This is a genomic window from Lentilactobacillus hilgardii (genome assembly GCF_009832765.1).
In the GTDB taxonomy this organism is placed as follows: Bacteria; Bacillota; Bacilli; order Lactobacillales; family Lactobacillaceae; genus Lentilactobacillus; species Lentilactobacillus hilgardii.
In genome coordinates, this window is sequence record NZ_CP047121.1 from 717,283 (window position 1) to 735,027 (window position 17,745).

At 41.8% G+C, this 17,745-nt stretch carries 13 protein-coding genes; 3 read left to right on the forward strand and 10 right to left on the reverse strand.

Translation table 11 applies throughout. The features are described 5' to 3' along the window. Window positions 1-425 precede the first annotated feature (425 nt). Together GQR93_RS03330 and GQR93_RS03335 are read left to right on the forward strand one after the other, a co-directional pair. Window positions 426-1,577 carry an ArgE/DapE family deacylase gene (locus GQR93_RS03330; protein WP_035444315.1) on the forward strand — a complete coding sequence of 384 codons (1,152 nt, stop codon included), beginning with the start codon at window positions 426-428 and terminating at the stop codon, window positions 1,575-1,577. Window positions 1,578-1,591: 14 nt separating this feature from the next. After that, complete coding sequence (locus tag GQR93_RS03335) at window positions 1,592-3,109, forward strand: YfcC family protein (protein WP_003552251.1); 1,518 nt, start codon at window positions 1,592-1,594, stop codon at window positions 3,107-3,109. Window positions 3,110-3,693: 584 nt separating this feature from the next. Here GQR93_RS03335 and GQR93_RS15360 read toward each other — a convergent pair. The 5 genes from GQR93_RS15360 to GQR93_RS03360 form a co-directional block, all read right to left on the reverse strand. Beyond that, window positions 3,694-5,787 carry a DUF5776 domain-containing protein gene (locus tag GQR93_RS15360; RefSeq protein WP_225442046.1) on the reverse strand — a complete coding sequence of 698 codons (2,094 nt, stop codon included), beginning with the start codon at window positions 5,785-5,787 and terminating at the stop codon, window positions 3,694-3,696. A gap of 132 nt (window positions 5,788-5,919) precedes the next feature. Further along, window positions 5,920-7,668 (reverse strand): DUF5776 domain-containing protein, encoded by a 1,749-nt coding sequence (locus tag GQR93_RS15365; RefSeq protein ID WP_003552257.1) that lies wholly within the window; start codon window positions 7,666-7,668, stop codon window positions 5,920-5,922. A 156-nt stretch (window positions 7,669-7,824) separates the two neighbouring features. Then, complete coding sequence (locus GQR93_RS15370) at window positions 7,825-9,690, reverse strand: DUF5776 domain-containing protein (protein WP_003552259.1); 1,866 nt, start codon at window positions 9,688-9,690, stop codon at window positions 7,825-7,827. Between the two features lie 41 nt (window positions 9,691-9,731). After that, on the reverse strand, window positions 9,732-11,525 hold the full coding sequence (locus GQR93_RS03355) for a DUF5776 domain-containing protein (protein WP_003552261.1): 1,794 nt from the start codon (window positions 11,523-11,525) through the stop codon (window positions 9,732-9,734). A 264-nt stretch (window positions 11,526-11,789) separates the two neighbouring features. Then, window positions 11,790-12,707 (reverse strand): NAD-dependent epimerase/dehydratase family protein, encoded by a 918-nt coding sequence (locus tag GQR93_RS03360; RefSeq protein ID WP_003552263.1) that lies wholly within the window; start codon window positions 12,705-12,707, stop codon window positions 11,790-11,792. A 254-nt stretch (window positions 12,708-12,961) separates the two neighbouring features. On the opposite strand from GQR93_RS03360, the gene GQR93_RS03365 reads away from it, so the two are divergent. Beyond that, window positions 12,962-13,303 (forward strand): helix-turn-helix transcriptional regulator, encoded by a 342-nt coding sequence (locus GQR93_RS03365; protein ID WP_035444317.1) that lies wholly within the window; start codon window positions 12,962-12,964, stop codon window positions 13,301-13,303. Window positions 13,304-13,795: 492 nt separating this feature from the next. On the opposite strand, the gene GQR93_RS03370 is transcribed toward GQR93_RS03365, so the two are convergent. From GQR93_RS03370 to GQR93_RS03390, 5 genes are all read right to left on the reverse strand, one after another. Continuing rightward, window positions 13,796-14,374: a hypothetical protein gene (locus GQR93_RS03370; RefSeq protein ID WP_003552266.1), complete on the reverse strand. Its 579-nt coding sequence runs from the start codon at window positions 14,372-14,374 to the stop codon at window positions 13,796-13,798. Next, window positions 14,367-15,641 (reverse strand): AAA family ATPase, encoded by a 1,275-nt coding sequence (locus GQR93_RS03375; RefSeq protein ID WP_003552267.1) that lies wholly within the window; start codon window positions 15,639-15,641, stop codon window positions 14,367-14,369. The genes GQR93_RS03370 and GQR93_RS03375 overlap by 8 nt, the downstream gene beginning before the upstream one ends. A 224-nt stretch (window positions 15,642-15,865) precedes the next feature. After that, on the reverse strand, window positions 15,866-16,273 hold the full coding sequence (locus tag GQR93_RS03380) for a type II toxin-antitoxin system HicB family antitoxin (RefSeq protein ID WP_050757942.1): 408 nt from the start codon (window positions 16,271-16,273) through the stop codon (window positions 15,866-15,868). 39 nt (window positions 16,274-16,312) lie between these two features. After that, window positions 16,313-16,495, reverse strand: a complete 183-nt coding sequence (locus GQR93_RS03385; protein ID WP_003552269.1) for a type II toxin-antitoxin system HicA family toxin — start codon at window positions 16,493-16,495, stop codon at window positions 16,313-16,315. A 300-nt stretch (window positions 16,496-16,795) separates the two neighbouring features. After that, window positions 16,796-17,728 carry an amidohydrolase family protein gene (locus GQR93_RS03390; RefSeq protein WP_035444553.1) on the reverse strand — a complete coding sequence of 311 codons (933 nt, stop codon included), beginning with the start codon at window positions 17,726-17,728 and terminating at the stop codon, window positions 16,796-16,798. Window positions 17,729-17,745: the final 17 nt, after the last annotated feature.

Sequence of the window (17,745 nt, forward strand, 5' to 3'; positions counted from 1 at the left end):
TACGATTTGATTTTCAAGCATGGGATCATGCCTCTTTAATAGAATGATACCATGAGGCACGATTTGGCATGTGTTGGCGAGCATTTCATTGTCAGTTCACTTGTTGTATTTTATGAGCCGAAGTGGCGAAAAAAGTTGAATAAACAAAATGAATGTCTGACCCATATTTATCGGTTGGATTGTGATTAATGGCCTACAATAGATTCAATAACGGTTTGTAATCCGTATCCTGCACAATTGAAAGTGGTCAATTTTTGAGATTAATCGTCAGGATTTGAAATCATAAAAATCCTATTAAATCAATGTTGTAATCGCTTACACAAAATGCTATTGTGTTACCATGCGGTTTAAAACCGTCAGGGCCGATCATCTTTTAAAGGGTAAGGCGATGATCAGCCAAACAAATTCTGGGGAGGTTATTGATGATGAATAAGCAACGACAAATTGAGATTCTTTCAAAACTGATTTCGATTCGATCAGTTAACGATCACGAAGCAGAGGTGGCGGATTATATTGCGTCATTGTTTGAACCATACAAGGATAAAGGGGTTCAAATTGAACGGGTCACGTATGCGCCGGGCCGTGATAGTCTGGTTGTCACAATTGGAAAAGGAGACAGAATTCTCGGTTTTTCCGGTCATGAGGATGTTGTAGATCCGGGAGATTTAGAAGCTTGGGATAGCGATCCGTTTAAAGCCGTTATCAAGGATGGCAAACTATATGGTCGTGGTGCGACCGACATGAAGAGCGGCCTGGCTGCCGTCATTATTGCCATGCTTGATATGCTGGAAAATGATGCGGTACCCGGCAAAATCAAACTTTTTGCGACGGTTGGTGAAGAGACCGGTGAATACGGTGCTGCTCAACTGACTAAAGAAGGCTACGTTGATGGTGTGGACGGCATGATGATTGCCGAACCCGGAGACAGTATGGGTGAAGTCGGTTTTACGTCCAAAGGCATTGTTGATTATATTGTGACGTCTATCGGTAAGGGGGCTCACAGTTCCCAACCCGAAAAAGGGATTAACGCGATTGACCACTTAATCGATTTTGCCAATGAGGTCAAACCGGTCATGGCTAAATTCGATAAAGTTGATCCGGTCTTAGGCAAATTGACGCATGTTCAAAGTCTCTTTAATGGTGGCGAACAAATCAACAGTGTGCCTGCCAAAGCGGTTATCAAAGGCAACATTCGAACAATTCCGGAATACCCGAACAAAGTGATTTTTGATGCGCTGGAGGGGCTGGTTAACAAATTAAATAAGAAGTCCGGATATGATTTAAGCATCGCCTATAGTTTTCCTGAAGAAGCCATGCCGGGGGATGCCAACTCGCCATTTATCAAACTGATTAAGAAAGTTCACGACGAGATGTTCGACAAGCCGCTGGTTGCCAGTGGTCAGTCAGGTGCCAGTGACGGCTCCGAATTTCTACATGCCAAAGGTGATTTCAGTATTGCCCTTCTGGGACCTGGAAACGACACGTCTCATCAAAGCAACGAATACGTTGATGTGGATGTCTATCACCAGTCGGTTGACTTTTATAAACAGTTGGCACAGGAATTTTTTAATCAGTAAAGGGGGCATATCAAATGAATGAGTCGGATCAAATGAAGAAGCATCGTTTTAAGATGCCGTCTGCGTTCACAATTCTTTTTGGACTGACCGTCTTTATTGCGATACTGACCTGGTTTATTCCAGCCGGAACGTATTCGACAACGCCGGATGGCACGTTGATCAGTGGGACGTATCGAACGGTTGCCAGTCATACCCAGGGACTGTGGGATGTCTTGATGGCGCCGATTATCGGGATGATTGGTAATAAACAGACGACCGGCGCAATTGAAATATCCATCTTTATCCTTGTGATTGGTGGCTTTCTGGGTGTCGTTAATCAGACCGGGGCACTGGATGATGGGATTCGAGCCATCGTTCACCGATATACCGGTCACGAAAAACGGCTGATTATTATTTTAATGATTCTCTTTTCCGTTGGTGGGTCCACTTACGGAATGGGAGAGGAAACGATGGCGTTTTTCCCACTGTTGATCCCGATTATGATGGGTGTCGGCTATGATTCACTGGTAGCCGTGGGGATTATTCTGTTAAGTACGCGGGTCGGCGATTTGGCTTCGACCGTTAATCCGTTTGCGACCGGAGTGGCCTCGGGAATTATTAAAATTTCACCGGGTGTCGGACTGTTTTCCAGAGTGATTCTACTGGTAATCGTCACGGCGATGGCCATTTGGTTTGTGATTCACTATGCGGAAAAGGTGAAAAAGGATCCCACTAAATCACTGGTCTATAGTCAGCGTCAGGAAGACATGAAACGTTTTTCGGTTGCGGATCGAACCAGTGCGCCCAAACCATTGACTAAAAATCAGAAGCATGTTCTGTGGGTGTTCTGCCTGACATTTGTCATTATGATTGTTGGATTGGTGCCATGGACCAGCATTAATAAGAGCTGGAATTTCTTTGACCGTTTCAATTCGTGGATTACCGGCAATGCGTTCTTAGGGACAATATTGGGGAAAGACATTGTCTCGTTGGGAAATTGGTATTTTAACGAAATTACGTTATTGTTCCTGCTTATGTCGATCGTGATCATGTTCGTTAGTCACATGAAGGAAGGCCAGTTCATCAATGCCTTTATGAATGGGATGGCTGATTTATTAAACGTTGCCATTATTGTTGCTGTTGCCCGTGGTATTCAAGCGATTATGAACAGCGGGATGATTACCGGGACCATTCTTCATTTGGGTGAAACCAGTTTGAGTGGGTTGCCAAAGCCGGTCTTTGCGATCCTCGCGTTTGTCTTTTTCTGCGTTCTCTCGGTTCTGATACCGTCAAGCTCGGGACTCGCTGCGGCAACGATGGGCATCATGGGATCGTTGGCAGTCTTTTCCCACGTTGAAGGCAGTGTGGTTGTGTCCGCATTTCAAGCATCATCAGGATTGATTACGGCCATAACGCCAACCTCCGCCATTTTGATGGGCGCACTCGCATTATCGCACGTCAGCTTAACAACTTGGTGGAAATGGACGGCAAAACTGATTGTATCGTTGTTTGTCGTTACCTGTGGGTTCCTGGCTATTGTGTCGGTGATGTGAGGACTGTAAGAAGCAGCGTCCATGTTTAAATTAATTGAGTATGTAATCTTTTGATTTTTTGGAGGTTGAATAATTAGATAGAAAATACTTGAAATATTAATCTATCTACCAGCAACCGATAGTGGTAGTTGGATTAGTTATTTAACCATTTCAATTCTTTTTCAGGATTACTAAGTTTAGCATAATTCTGACTGTTAATTGTGTCCTTTAAGTGTTGATTGGGCTGGAAAACCTCAAATGGCATGCTATTGACTTCAATCGTTTTTTTGCAAAAATGCAATAGGCTTCTGTTGGTGTAAGGCCATCTTTTTCGGAACTTCTTTGAATTCTTTTTTATCATTTTCATCCAAACAGAAATGAACTTGAGCTGTCATTACTATCACCTTAAACGTATCGTATCAAGTGGTGCCGCTGCTGAAAACACTTAATATTTGGGTGGGACGATTAACGCTTTGCTTCACTAAAAAAGCCATTCCAAACTTAGAATGAGTGGAATGACTTTTTTGTGTGTACTGGTTGAACGTCCTGAATAGGGCAATGAGTCTTGGTACTGATTGACTCGTAAAAAAATAATTCTCAATAAATTACTTTTGAATCACAAACTTCTTGTTAGCTGTGACGTAGTGTCCATTCGTTAATTGATATCGGGTTGCTAATTTATACTTGACGATCTTCTTAACTTTTAGAACGGCCTTGTTCTTATAGTGAGCCGCTTTGGTTGCGAGACTGGCTTTCTTATAAGTATTCACACCGTTCTTATTAATAACAGTAACCTTCCTACTCTTTGGAACCGAAACATAGTAGGCTGGTTGGACGTACTTTGAGCTGGCTGTAATATAGCCTTTCCTGCCCTTAACGTACTTTTGTGTATATGGGTTATATTGTTGTACGCGGTAACGCAACTTACCATTTTGACCGTAAGCATAGCCCTTTACAATGAACTCTGGACGGTTAACCCGCTTGGCCTTTGGAAAGGTGGTAACACGTTTGTTTGCCTTAAAGTCAACTGATTTATACAATCGAATGCCCTTAATTGCGTAAACAGCCTCACCTTTAACAGCAATTTTACTTGACGAAGTTGGCTGTTCGCTGGTTGAAGGATTTGTACTTGTCGTAGGTGTAGAGCTGGAACTTGAACTGGTGTTGGTTGCACTGGAACTGGAAGTGGTTGCTGAACTTGAACTGGATGACGTTGTCGTCGAACCGCTGCTCTGGCTTCCAACGTTAACGGTAATGGTCTTGGAAATCGTTCGCTTATTACCATTTGGATACGTATGGCCAAAGGTATATTTAACATGGTAAGTGCCAGCCTGATTGGTATCCAGATCATGGTTGGCTGTTAACTTGCCATCTGATGAAGTGATTTGAAGATTAATCTTAGACTTATCAATTGTATTGGCCTGATAAGTCGTATCAGGATTCCAAATTGAAACGTTATCATAGGCGTTCCATTTGCTGCCAACTGGTAAATTGATTGTATCATTATAATCAAGGTTCTTAACATCGATAATTTTGACAACCTGCATACCTAGTCCAGTATTATATACTGGGGTTCCGGCTGGATATGTGGGAGAAACAGTCGATGGAGAAGTACCGATTGTATAAGTGAATTCAGTTTTAATATTATTATCTTCGTCGTAATTACCAGGATAAGGCATGGCATATCCATGCTCATACAGATAGTCAATTAGATTTTCGCCATTCTTAGCTTTCATATTTTTGAAGTGAATGGTGTAACTTGACCCAGTGTATAAATAAGCCAGTCCGTCATTAAAAAAGCCGTTGTTAACATCTGAGGTGTCGGTGTTAAGTGTAACGTCAGGCATTTGCAATTGAACGTCGGTTGCTTGTGGATACGAGTAGGTTTGAACGCCATCCGCATTTTTAGTGCCGGGAACCTTAAGAACAACCCCATATGGTTTACCAACGCCGGCATAGTCACTTAAGGCTTCACCCTTGGCAAACCTGCCATATATACCATAAACATTTGAGTCGTTTATAACATCAGATTCGAAGGCATTTCCAATATTATAAGCATCAACTGTTGAAGCATTTGTCAATTTTAACGGTAGGGTTAATTCATAATTGCTGCCTGCTTTTAATGTGCCGGAAATAATGACATTATTGGCATTTGCCCAATCGGTAGCGGATGATGTATCCGTAAGTGTTGAATTGTCAGCGTAATAAGTAGTTGTCAGACCATCACTATTGCTAATCGGAGTTGTAGCCTGAGCCTTTGCATATTGGATTATTGGATGATTTGTGTAAGATCCGCCAAAAATTGGCTTAGGTAAAATAACTTGAATGTTAATCTGTTTGTTACTACTTGTTGTGTTATTAATTTGAACCTGCTCGGTTAAATTACTGGTTCCATCGCTATTGTCTTTATAGGCATTGAGATTAAATATAGCGGTTGGAAAATACCAGCTATTTGAAACCTTGTCACCCGTGTACATAGAATTGGTACCGTCCATGTTGAAACGAGCTCCAAGTGCAAGACCATCATCGTTTGTTAAGGACTGATGACTCTTAGAATAGGTATCAGTTCCGTTATAGATTGCTGGAATGGATGAGCTATCCGCATTTACTGTATATCCTAAAGAACTCAAACTAAATAATGCAAGAAGGAGGGGAAAAAGACCCCAACTTAAAATTTTAAAAAAATGACGTTTTCTCATACTCATTGCCCCCATAATAATATTAATTAATTCCTAACCGTTTTCATCATAGCATTAACTATTATTAAATGATTCACAGCAGTTTTTATCTTGAAAATGTAGCTTGACTGAATTGGAATATCGGTTCTGATATTAATCGCTCCCGATTACCAATTTTTTATTAGTTGTGGCATACCAACCGTTACTTAATTGATAACGGGTAGTCAGATTGTGCTTGACCAGCTTTTTAACGGTTAGACGAATACCTTTTTTGTAATGCTTGCTTTTACCGGTAAGCTTCACTGATTTATAGGCATAGATACCTTTTTTAGAGATTACCGTGATTTTTTTGCTTTTCGGTAAACTTGCATAGTAGACAGGGATGACATATTTCCTGCTGGCGGTAACATAACCAGTCTTGCCGGCAGTTTTGTGACCATGGTTGACATCTCGTACTTGATACCTCAATGTGCCATTAGCTGAACGGGCGTAGCCGGTAACGACGAACATTGGCCGATTGATTCGTTTTTGCTTTGGGTACCAAACTATCCGGTTGGCTTTTGTGAAATTAACACTCTTGTATAACGCGATCTTCTTAGTAGCGTAAATGACGCCACCCTTAACTTCGACGTTACCACTTTCCGAAGGCGAGGTACTCGGCACTGTGGTCGTAGTACTTGAGGATGATGTGGCTGGCGTGCTGGAGGACAGACTGCTGGTAGTTGCGGAGTTGTCGGTTGTAGGCGTTGCAGTGGAAGTATTTGGTGTTGTTGTGCTACCGGAAGAACTTCCACCAGTACCTGGTGTTGACGTGGTTCCAAATTTGAAGTAGAAGGCATTGGTTTTACCATTGCCTAAAGGATCTGTACCGGTGAATTTAACAACAGTTCCGGGTTTAAGTGAATTTAAGCCGGTTATCTTATAACCATATTGTGAAGAATCTTGGACAGACCTTAGATTTGGATTGTCAGTTGTCCATTCTGTTAGGTCTCCATCATTCAAATCAGATAGGTAAAGTTCACCGTTAGATGGAATATCAGTGTTTATTGGGCTTTGGGCTGTGTTAGGAAGCATACTTTTAATGTTATCAATAGTTCCGGAAGACTGATAAGTACTATAGCCGTAATTGTCATCACTATTTGAGCGACGTGAACCTGTTAATGACAAATAAAGTGTTTGTGAACCAGTGAAGAGCTTGCCCTTATCATTGTTTAATGGCGTAATGGTCACTTTAGCGAGGTCGTTTTTGTTAGCCATTTTGTCGAATCCTAAAATGGTTGGATACTGATAGCCTTGGGAATTAACAACATATAAGCCACTATTTGGGACAACATCACCATTTGTGTTAACCTCTTCAACTTTGAAATCGAAGTAGTCACATTCTGGACGGTAGGAAGTGTGGGAACCATCATATGAAGGCCCAGCAGCTGCGTACATCATGTCAGAATACGCGCCTAGTGAAACGCCAGTGACCAGGAATTTGGAACTATCATATTGAGTGATCGTATCTCCAACTTGTGCATCGGATTGGTTATAGTTGTCTTTATCCATTGCAACAACTTTTGGACTGCTTGTTCCAACGACATACGGATTCTGAAGTGAAACGATGTTTCCAGCTGTGGTTCCAAAGTTTTCAAGATTCCCGGGATTATAATCAGGACTGGGATTCCAATCACGGGCATCTAGTGCAGGTGTTCTCATAAGTGAGTATGTTGCTGGTCCGTCAGGAGTAGTCGGATCTCCTGCTGGTAATAATCCCCAACGCAAATTATTCAAATTAAATGGTGCCGCCGATGCATTTGACGGCCCGCCAATAAAGACGGTCAGTAATGCAATAATGGTTACCGCACCGGCAAATAACCATTTCGATAAATGATTGAAACGATGATTAATTTTTCTCATAAAAATGTCCCCCTTCAGTACTCTTGGTGAATTAATAATAAACCGTCTTAACTATAGCATTCGTTTGAAATATTGTACTCAAAAAAGCCCATCAGGACATCGTTTGGACGACTTGGTGGACTTATTTCTACTATATTTAAGCGATCAATCAAGAAATTAATTATTCCCCACGATGACCAATTTCTTATTAGCCGTGACATACAGGTCATTACTCAACTGGTAACGGGTAGTCAGGTTATGCTTAACCAACTTTTTGACGGTTAGGTGCACGCCTGTCTTGTAATGTTTGGCTTTACCAGTGAGGGTAGCTGATTTGTAGGCGTTAATCCCTGTTTTGGCAATCACTGTGATCTTCTTGTTCTTTGGTACGGTTGCGTAGTAGACCGAACCGACATATTTCTTGTTGGCGGTAATATAACCGACTTTACCAGCGGTTTTGCGACCGTGGTTGACGTCACGAACTTTGTATCTCAAGGTTCCGTTGGCTGAACGGGCATAACCGGTAACGACAAACATCGGCCGGTTGATCCGTTTTTGTTTTGGATACCAGGCTAGTCGACTGGATGCCTTGAAAGTCGGACCCTTATACAAGCCAACCTTCTTTAATCCATAAATGACGGTGCCTTTCGCCGCAACGTTCTTAACTGTAGGAACGGGAGCATTTGACGTTGTAGCTGGTGTCGTGCCGTTGTTTTGACCTGAAGTGGTTGTGGCTGAAGAACCTGTTCCGGGATTACTGGTTGAAGCACCGGTGGTTGTGGCGGGAGGGATGACACCGTTTGGCTTACTTGAGCCCGTTGTTCCTTTGGTTGTGGTATTACTGCCACCGGCTGACCCGCCACCCGGTGTCGAGGCTGTTCCAAATTTGAAATAGAAGTCACCTGTCGCACCATTGGGATAGTGAACGGTAAACTTAACCACGGTTCCGGGAGTCAGTGAATTCAAGCCCGTCACTTGATAGCCGTCTCGAGTGGCATCTTTTGCAACTTTAATCTTGTCATTATCAGTTGTCCAAGTTGCGGCTGCGTTTTTCGGGTCTGCGAGATAAAGCCGACCGTCATCAGGGACTGCCAGGGCAACCGGACTTTGAGCGGTGTTGGGCTTGATGCCGGTCAATTGGCCAATGGTACCGTTAGCATCGTACAACGCATAACTGGGGTTGGTCTCGGCTGCCGGTGTATTTGAATTGGTGATCTTGAAGTAGTAGTCGCTTGTTGAGTCATAGCTCTGGCGAGCGGTAAATTTAACCACGGTTCCGGAGACGACAGAATCTAAGCCGGTTACTCGATAACCAAGCCCATCAGTATTCTTCGTTAACGTTAAGTTGGCATTATCTGATGACCAAACTGCTTTGTCGTCATTTATGTCCTCAACGTAAAAGATAACGCCTTTGGATGCAGTGAATGCGATCGGATTTTCAGAAGTATTCGGCTGCATGCTTGTAAAATCAGTTAGAACATCAGCGGAATCATACACGCCATATCCGGCATTGGTTTCAGAAATCGCCGGTGTGGTATTGTTTGTGATGATCTTAAAATAGAAATGATTGGTTGTGCCGTCACCGTGTCGCGCGGTAAATAATAGGACAGTTCCGGAAACCAGTTTGTCCAAGCCGGAAGCGACATACCCATCAATGTTTGGATTTGCGATCGATGTGTCTGTCATGGTGATTTTGTCGTTGTTGACTGTCCAAACGGCATTTCCGTCAACCATATCATCGATGTAGAATTGACCACCATCGGTAGGCGTAAACTCGATTGGGTTCTGCTCTGTAGCGGTATCGAGATCGATGATCAAACCGATGACATTTGGCAATTCTGTTGGTGAATCATAAGAACCATAGGCGATACTGAAATTGTCCGGATCCGCTGCGACTGCCAAATGCGTATTGGTCTCGGCTGCCGCGGCTTTTGAGTTGAGTGGGTGACCGATAAATAGTGTGATCGTTGAAATAACGAAAAGTAGACTGATGATAAACCAGCTTGGGCGTTTCAACGACTGTGGATGGCTGGTCTTTTTCATGATATGAATCCCCCTTAATGCTGAAACTGTCAGTCAAACAATCAGTAGTTCCCCGCGATGATCAATTTTTTATTGGCTGTCACAAACGATCCGTTCGTCAACTGGTAACGGGTAGTCAGGTTATGCTTAACCAATTTCTTGATGGTTAAGCGGGTGCCCGTCTTGTAGTGTTTGAGCTTACCGGTGAGGCTTTTGGCTTTGTAAGCATTGACGCCTTTTTTGGCAATGACGGTGATCTTGTTATTTTTTGGTAGACTTGCGTAGTAGACTGGCACAACGTATTTTTTATTTGTGGTAATATAGCCGATCTTGCCGGCCGTCTTGGCGCCATGATTTACATCACGAACTTTGTATCTCAAGGTTCCGTTGGCTGAACGGGCATAGCCGGTGACCACAAACATCGGGCGGTTAATCCGTTTCTGCTTTGGATACCAAGCAATCCTTTTTGATGAGGTGAAGGTTGGGTTCTTGTACAACCCGAGTTTCTTTAAGCCATAAACAACTTGGCTCTTTACAGCAACGTCTTTTGGTACGGCAATTGGCGCATTGGAAGTAGAAGTGGCCGGTGTGCTGCCTTGGCTTGTCCCTGTGGTTGTGGTTCCCTGTTGATTAACGACTGATGAGTCACCTGTGGTTGTCGGGATGCTTGCCGGAGGTGTCGCTGAACCGGTAGAATTGCCACCGTTGGCAGTATTACCGCTGGTTGTGCCGCCACCGGGGGTTGTTGGGTTGCCGAACTTGAAATACACATCTTCGGTTGTGCCGTCGATTTTCGTATCTGTAAATTTAACAATCGTTCCCGGCGCAAGTGATTTCAAACCGGAAACCCGATAGCCGAGTTGATCCGGATTAGGATCTTTGACTAAAGTTAATTTTGGATTGTCGGCTTTCCAAGTCGCACCCGGATTGCTTAAATCTTCCAAATAGAGGTTGCCGTCGTTTGGCGTTTCAAGTAGGATGGGCATTTTTTCTGTCGAGGTAGCCACGTCTTTACTTGTAAAACCGCCAATCTTGCCACCGGTATCGTAGAGCGCGTAGCCGATGTTGGATTCCTTTGCCTTAGGTTCAACCACCGGCGCTTGAATGCCCGTTAGTGAAAAATAAAGTGTCTGAGGGTTGGCGAATAGTGATGAATTGAGTGGTGTAATGGTGACCTTGACAAGGTTGTTTTTCCGATCGGTGATTTTATCGACTCCGAGAATGGTCGACCACTGAAAATTGCCTTTTTTAAAAACGGTGAGCTTGTTGTTGGGAACGACTTGACCATTCCGATCGACTTCTTGAACCTGGAAGTCAAAGAATTCGGATTCGGCTCGTAAATTGTCATACCAGCCACCATAGCCCGTGACCGATCCCATTTCTGTGGCGTTGGCACCGATTCGAAAGCCGGTGACTGTCATTGTGCTGCCGTCCTGTTGCTGAATGGTGTCACCGATCTTTGCGTCGGATTGATGCTTGGTGTCGCCGCCAATTGGATTGCCATCCTTATCGTAATTACCGATCACCGTCTTTGGTGTGTCGGTTCCGACAATGTAGGGTTTCTGAAGTGTGGCATCTTTGGATGTGAAGCTTTGGTCGCCGTCAGGATCCGGTGACCAGTCGGTTGAACTGATGGCAGCGGTATCAAAATTAGAAAAGATTGGAAATCCACTCTTATCAAGTCCCCCTGCCGGTAATAATCCCCATCTCATGTTGTTTAAATCATATGGTGCCGCGTGTGCTTTGCTTGAGATCCCCAATGATACGGTAATGGTTGTAGCAATGGCTAACAAACTGAGAAGCAGCCATCTGACCAATGTGTTTGTGTGTGGACGATGAGTTGTCTCCATGATCATTCTCCCCTTTAGAAGTGCTGACCGTCTGTTCTTCTACAGGGTCACTTTAACATATTAGTTAAAAGAAATGCTAGCTATTAGCCTTTACTAATATAATTAGTATTGACTGTGTATATACTAATGAAATACAAATGAAGAATTGGTCGAATTCCATGCATAAAGCGCATTAAATCGCCTAAAAACAATAGGCCGTTTAATGTGCTTATAGTAGTTATTTGGTTTTACTTAAAGATTTGAAATCAATAGGGATTAATACCCGACACCTTATTGTTGGACAATTTCTTTGATGCCTTCTTGAATTGAGGTGACTTGAAAGTCGGGAAACCGTCTTTTGAACTTGTCCGATAGGAAGATATTATCGACAGTATAACGGGGTAACAGTTCCTGAAGTTCACGGGCATTCTGATTGAAGAAGCCCGCCAATTTAAATACCCATGGCTTGATGACAATGGCTTTGATCGACTTTCCTGTTATTCTTTGACTAAGCAGGATCAGGTCGTGATAGGTTAGGCTATCGGCAGTTGGCAGATGCCAGGTCTGATCATAGGCATCCGCTGTGTTTCCAATTAAGGCCATGGCGCGACTGGCGTCCGGTGTCCAAATCAGGGTTCGAAGCGTCTGATCGCTGACCGGGATTTTAACAAGTTTGTCTTCTATAATATTGTTAAAAATTAAGTTATTAGTAATACTCTTGGTTTTGGCCGGTCCATAAAATTCAGGTGCCCGACAAATCACGGCTGTTAGTTTGCCAGCCGCCATTTCTTGGAGAACCATATTGGCTATTTGCGCTCTGACAACTGATTTTCTACCCGTTGGAAGGAAGGGGCTTTCTTCGGTTTGGGGTTGATTGGTTTTGGCATACATATAGGTGTTATCAAAAAAGACAAGCTTGCTGTGATTGGCTTCGCAGGCTTTCAACACGTTTTCGGTTATGATTGGAAATTGGGCTTCCCAAATGGCTGAATCATTAGGTAGGCCGACTGTAAAATAAACAATGTCACTGCCAGCTATTGCTTGATTGGTGTCGTTAAAATCCAGCAGGTCTGCCGGTAATAGCTGATCGTTGCTGTTCACTTTTCGCGGATGCCGACTCACCAGTCGAATATCCTGTGTATAGTGGTGGGCCAATTCTTTAGCCAGTTCTTGACCGATTTGGCCATTGCTTCCTAAAATGGTTTGCATGTTGATCAACTCCTTTGGCAATACCGTGTTCTTTCTGGTTTGATGATTGAATAGAAGTGATTTTGATAATTGAAAGTCATGAATGGCAGGCTTTAGCCAGAAACGATAAAAAGATAAATAGCTAAAAAGATAAATAGCTAAAAAATAAAAAGATAAATAGCTAAATTTATTATACCAAAGCGGTATAATAGGCTTTGAATGACGTTATGGGATCAGTTAATACTTACAGATTATCACCAAAGGAGCTGATTGGAATGCTGCATCGTGAAAATAAAATTCTCAAATATCATACGAGTTCGGCTGCGGATTTAATTAAAGAAACAATGATGTATTATCATATTACCCAAACAGATTTAGCAGAAAGAATCGGTGTTAGTCAGAAAAATGTTTCAGAGATTCTTCAGAGAAAGAGGTTTATTAATGAGGTCATCGCTTTAAGAATTGAAAAGGTGATGGGATTATCAAGCATTCTTCTTTTGAACTTGGATTCGAAATTCAAACTTCATGCGGCAAAGGACCAGCGTAAAGAAGAGAAGACCAAAACCGGTACAAAGTCAGACAAATTTCTAAAGCGGTATGACTGGGTTAATGCGTAAACTTTACTTAACAGTGAAGTAGGAGTTGCTAGCAGCGACTGAATTATACTTAAATAGTCTGTCGTGATAAATACAAAAAAGCAGATCAGTGGTGCACTTGGACGACCAAGTCCTTACTGATCTGCTTTTTGGTTGTCAAGATTTTGACGAAAGCAATAATAATGGACTAAAACTAAAAAACATTAAATTGTCTAAAATCAAGCAAACAATTTAATGCCAATTAAATAACTGAATTGACTCTTTTCTGATGATTGTAAGTAACTAACGGGGCAATAGTTCAAGTAAATCATGGTAAGTTATGCGGTCAGCAGTCTGCAGAAGTTACCCGAGCCAATTCTGAATAACCGTTTTAGTTAGAACCTGTGACTTTCTCCTTTGGGGAGGAAATGGGTTACTTTCTGTTTGCAACTGATTATTTTTGGTATACATATAGCTGTTGTCAAAAAAAGACCAGCTGGCTGTAGATAATGATGTTGGATGATGCACTGCTATCTAATCTCTTAGTAAATCAGCTAGATACTTATAGTTGCTTCCTTTACTTTTTAACAAATCCTTGTGCTGCATTTCCCTTTTTACGGACTGTAAAGCGTCAACCAATGCCTCCGGTTTATCTTTCCAGAGTTTATACACATAGTCATATTTTTTGATCTTTGAAATTTTTAATTCATGAATAAAAAAATTGCTAGGCTTTTTATCTGTGCCTTTTTTTCTTTTGTATTTTTCAAAACGAGGCAACCAGTTAGGATCTGCTCGAAGTTGAATTGATTCAATTTCTTCTCGGGTAACGTAGTAGGTGATGTCTGTTACTGCATTACTTAATTTCATAATTTTTTTTGAGTCTCTATTGGGATTGTCGCAGACAATATGCATGTGAATCGGAATATCACCGAAATCACGGGACAGGAAAGTGTTGACAAACTTTCTATCGCCTAAGAAATCCTGGTACAAGTTTCCGCTAGAGTTTGATATCAAATCGTCACTGCTAAACTTTAGCAGATCATTATCTAACAAAATCTTAATAAGTGCTGATTCAGCGGCCCCCTCAACCATTAATCCATTTAAATCAGTCATTTTTAACGGCTACTCCTGTATTTTTTGTGGTAGCGCCTTTCAATGAGTTGAATTTGTGGTTATGGTTCTTAACCGCACTTATTAACTTAAGATAGGCGCTATAATTTGGTGCAGTTCCACTTAAAGTATTATTTTGGAAGATTTCGCTGTGCTTTAATTCGGTTCGAATGCGTGCGTCGTTTAATCGGGTTAATTTTGTTTGACCTTTTCTAGTCAGAATGTATTCTTCGTCGCCACGTGTTAAATCATCGGTTAGCTCAATATAATGAGATGAGTAGACGAGCGTGGCATTATTAATATTAATTTTTGGATTAGCAAAGAAACCGATAAAATCTTTGACAATTTGACGATTAATATGCAATTCGATTTCATCCACCATTAACGTTGAACCCATCCGAAGTGCAACTAAAAATTCATGGAATAGTGTAATTCCCTTGATAGTTCCGGAAGAAAGGTAGTTACTCAGTTCATCAAAGCTGGTTGCGTGGATGATATCATCAGAACCTTTAAACTTTAGAGTGTAGCCGACTGTCTTACCGGCGTCATCCTTTTCGTAAATTAAGTCATCAATTGAATTATCCAAGTAATCCAACAGTTCTTTAGGCGTATTATCCATAAAAGAGATGATCTTGTTTCGATTCGTCAGGGAAACAGTAGATGAAACTGTTGAAATACGACCCAAGTCACCAACTGCTCGAAAAACAGAATCTTTTTTGCTTAACAACTTTTTTTGATCCTGACTTAAAGCTTTTCGATCAATAACTTTTGTCAAAGTATTTTTGTCGTTTGAAGATTCGGGAATTTTGAAAAAGTCCTTTTTAGTAACAGATTTACTTTTGCGGTGGTAAACAGTTTCATCTGATATAATCCATTCTTTATTACTGCCATCATCGATACCATCGGGAATGGGTACGTTTTTAAAGGTAGTCTTGACAACGTAACTATCATTAGTATCAGTGGCTAGATAAGCATTGATTGTAATTTGATCATCTTTTGAACGGAGCCGATCATTCAATGGCGTCTGGTCGACTGATTTATCTAATAAATAGAGTTGATTTAGACCATCAAAGATTTCCATTAAAGTGCTTTTTCCAGTTGCGTTAATGCCAACAATGCCAATCACGCGATTTAGCGTTAGAACATTATTGAATTGAATGATTCGATTCTTACTTTTTTGAGTAATTTGGCCACTTGTTTGAAGTGTGAAATGAGTGTTGTTTTCAAATAGGGAGTGGCCAAATATCTTAAAACCGATTAATTTAATCATGGGATGCCTCCTCCTGGTTAAAGAAAATTACATAAAGGATGTAATTTTCTTTAAAATAATAATACATTTTTTTTTTACATTAAGCAATAGCAGCCTTCAAGTCATAGACAATATTTGCAAATAAATATGGAAACGAGTGGCCGTTTTTTTGTATCAGACATGCAAAAAGTCCCGCCAAAGCAACCGGAAAAGTTGCATTAGCGGGGCAATCTGATTGCTACTATTTAATTGTCTTTAACGCCTAATTGTTCTTTGAGAGCGTTGGTTAAGGTAGCGGAAAAATTAATTTTTTGTTCGTTACCTAAATCATTCAAATATTGCGGAATAACAAGCGTCTTTTTTACGTTCCGGTTTTGTTCCCGTTCGCGGGCGATGGTCGTATTAACCTCAATGGGGACGACCAATTGGTTTTGGTCGTGCTTAATCTGACGCGGATCGGTGGTAGCTTGCGGGATGTCCTCCCCATAATCTTCCATGGTTAATAAATATCCTTCTAACGCATCTTTTGCCATATATAACGCATCGGGAACATTATCTCCAAAGGTTGCTGCCCCATTCCCATGATCAGGAAAAGTAACTTCAACCTTTCCCTCGTTGTTAAACGTAAATAAGGCATAATACATATATTTCATTGTCATTCCTCCATTAAGTGAACATACACGAAACAAGGCTCATTTGAGCCCTGCTTGTTTTAAGATGCTGTTTAAAGTTCCCTTGGGAATTCTGGGATGCGGAACTGTGACAACGCCAGAACCTGGTTTCATATCATTTCTAAATTGAAAATGATTCCCGTGGGTTCGAACGTGTTTCCAACCCGCCTTTTTTAGCATCTTAATGACCTCTCGAGAGTCCATTCATGTGTACCTCCTTTAGGTACATGATTATAGTAACACGTAGTCTTGCACGTGCAAAAGGAAGAAGCTCGGTTTTTAATGTCCGCCTATTCCAGTAGGCGGACACTATTATCTTGTTTTAAGACAGACCCTAGCCATTTTGAGAAAATAGCAAAAAAGCCCATTTCGAATTGATCGAAGGGCTTTTCATCCTTGCCTATTTTAAATTGAAAATAACTGATCTACCAGTATCTACCGGTATCTACCATAATCGACCACTGGTAGATAGCCTGTAATTCGGAACGCTAAGACTATTGATGCTTAACGGTTAACTTCAAGCAACTGGGCCGCATTATCATGGAAAATTTTCTGTTTTTGCAGATCAGTCAAAGCATTGGTATTAGATAGTTTTTGTTGCAACTTAGCTGATTTGTCTAATGGTGTATAAGGAATATCACTGCCATACAGAACGTGATCTTCGTCAGCCAGCGTCAGCAAAGCCGGCAGTTGACGCGGTAATACGGAACCGGCAGTGTCAAAATAAACGTGTTTCATCACTTTGTAGATGTCGGTATCGTATTGGGACTCAACGTATTCAGCAACCCGATCGGTTAAAATAGCCATGAAAGCACCGGCGTGGGGAATGATTAATTTAATATTTGGAAAACGGTCAAAAAAACGATACTTTAATAGATTCATGACGGTCATGGTTGTATCTGTAAAGAATCCCAGTAGTGGCGTTGGAAGACCGGTATCGACATTCTTCGGTAGGGCACTGGGCTCGTTAGGGTGCATGGCGACAATTGCGTGTCGGTCGTCTAGAGTCTGATAAACATTGTTCAGTGTGGGTGACCCAAAGTAAGTTCCCCGACTATTGGTTGGGACCGTTACTCCGAGTGCGTGGTATTGATCGAATGCTTTGTTAACAGCGGTGACGGATTCGGTTTCATAAGGGAATGGCAATGTAGCAAGATAGCCGAGTTGTTTCGGGTATTTCAAGGTCAGATCATTGCCGAGCTTATTGCTTTCTTCTGCTAAACGAATGGTTTCTGCCTTATCGTTAAAGTTAATATGGGGTGAGGAGAGAGACAAAACCGAGTAATTAATGCCGTTTTGTTTCATGAAATTCAGGGTTGTGCCAACTTGCCATTCAGGGGTTGGCCAACCGTCCGGATCTCCGGCAATGTGTGTCTTTAAAGCGGCTACGTAACCCTTTGGCAGATAATGGGTGTGCAAATCAATTTTTTTGTTCATCATATGCAATCTCCTCT

Coding starts and splice junctions, on each gene's coding strand:
- GQR93_RS03330 (WP_035444315.1), top strand. CDS start 426: ATGAATAAGCAACGACAAATTGAGATTCTTTCAAAACTGATTTCGATT.
- GQR93_RS03335 (WP_003552251.1), top strand. CDS start 1,592: ATGAATGAGTCGGATCAAATGAAGAAGCATCGTTTTAAGATGCCGTCT.
- GQR93_RS15360 (WP_225442046.1), bottom strand. CDS start 5,787: ATGAGAAAACGTCATTTTTTTAAAATTTTAAGTTGGGGTCTTTTTCCC.
- GQR93_RS15365 (WP_003552257.1), bottom strand. CDS start 7,668: ATGAGAAAAATTAATCATCGTTTCAATCATTTATCGAAATGGTTATTT.
- GQR93_RS15370 (WP_003552259.1), bottom strand. CDS start 9,690: ATGAAAAAGACCAGCCATCCACAGTCGTTGAAACGCCCAAGCTGGTTT.
- GQR93_RS03355 (WP_003552261.1), bottom strand. CDS start 11,525: ATGATCATGGAGACAACTCATCGTCCACACACAAACACATTGGTCAGA.
- GQR93_RS03360 (WP_003552263.1), bottom strand. CDS start 12,707: ATGCAAACCATTTTAGGAAGCAATGGCCAAATCGGTCAAGAACTGGCT.
- GQR93_RS03365 (WP_035444317.1), top strand. CDS start 12,962: ATGCTGCATCGTGAAAATAAAATTCTCAAATATCATACGAGTTCGGCT.
- GQR93_RS03370 (WP_003552266.1), bottom strand. CDS start 14,374: ATGACTGATTTAAATGGATTAATGGTTGAGGGGGCCGCTGAATCAGCA.
- GQR93_RS03375 (WP_003552267.1), bottom strand. CDS start 15,641: ATGATTAAATTAATCGGTTTTAAGATATTTGGCCACTCCCTATTTGAA.
- GQR93_RS03380 (WP_050757942.1), bottom strand. CDS start 16,273: ATGAAATATATGTATTATGCCTTATTTACGTTTAACAACGAGGGAAAG.
- GQR93_RS03385 (WP_003552269.1), bottom strand. CDS start 16,495: ATGGACTCTCGAGAGGTCATTAAGATGCTAAAAAAGGCGGGTTGGAAA.
- GQR93_RS03390 (WP_035444553.1), bottom strand. CDS start 17,728: ATGAACAAAAAAATTGATTTGCACACCCATTATCTGCCAAAGGGTTAC.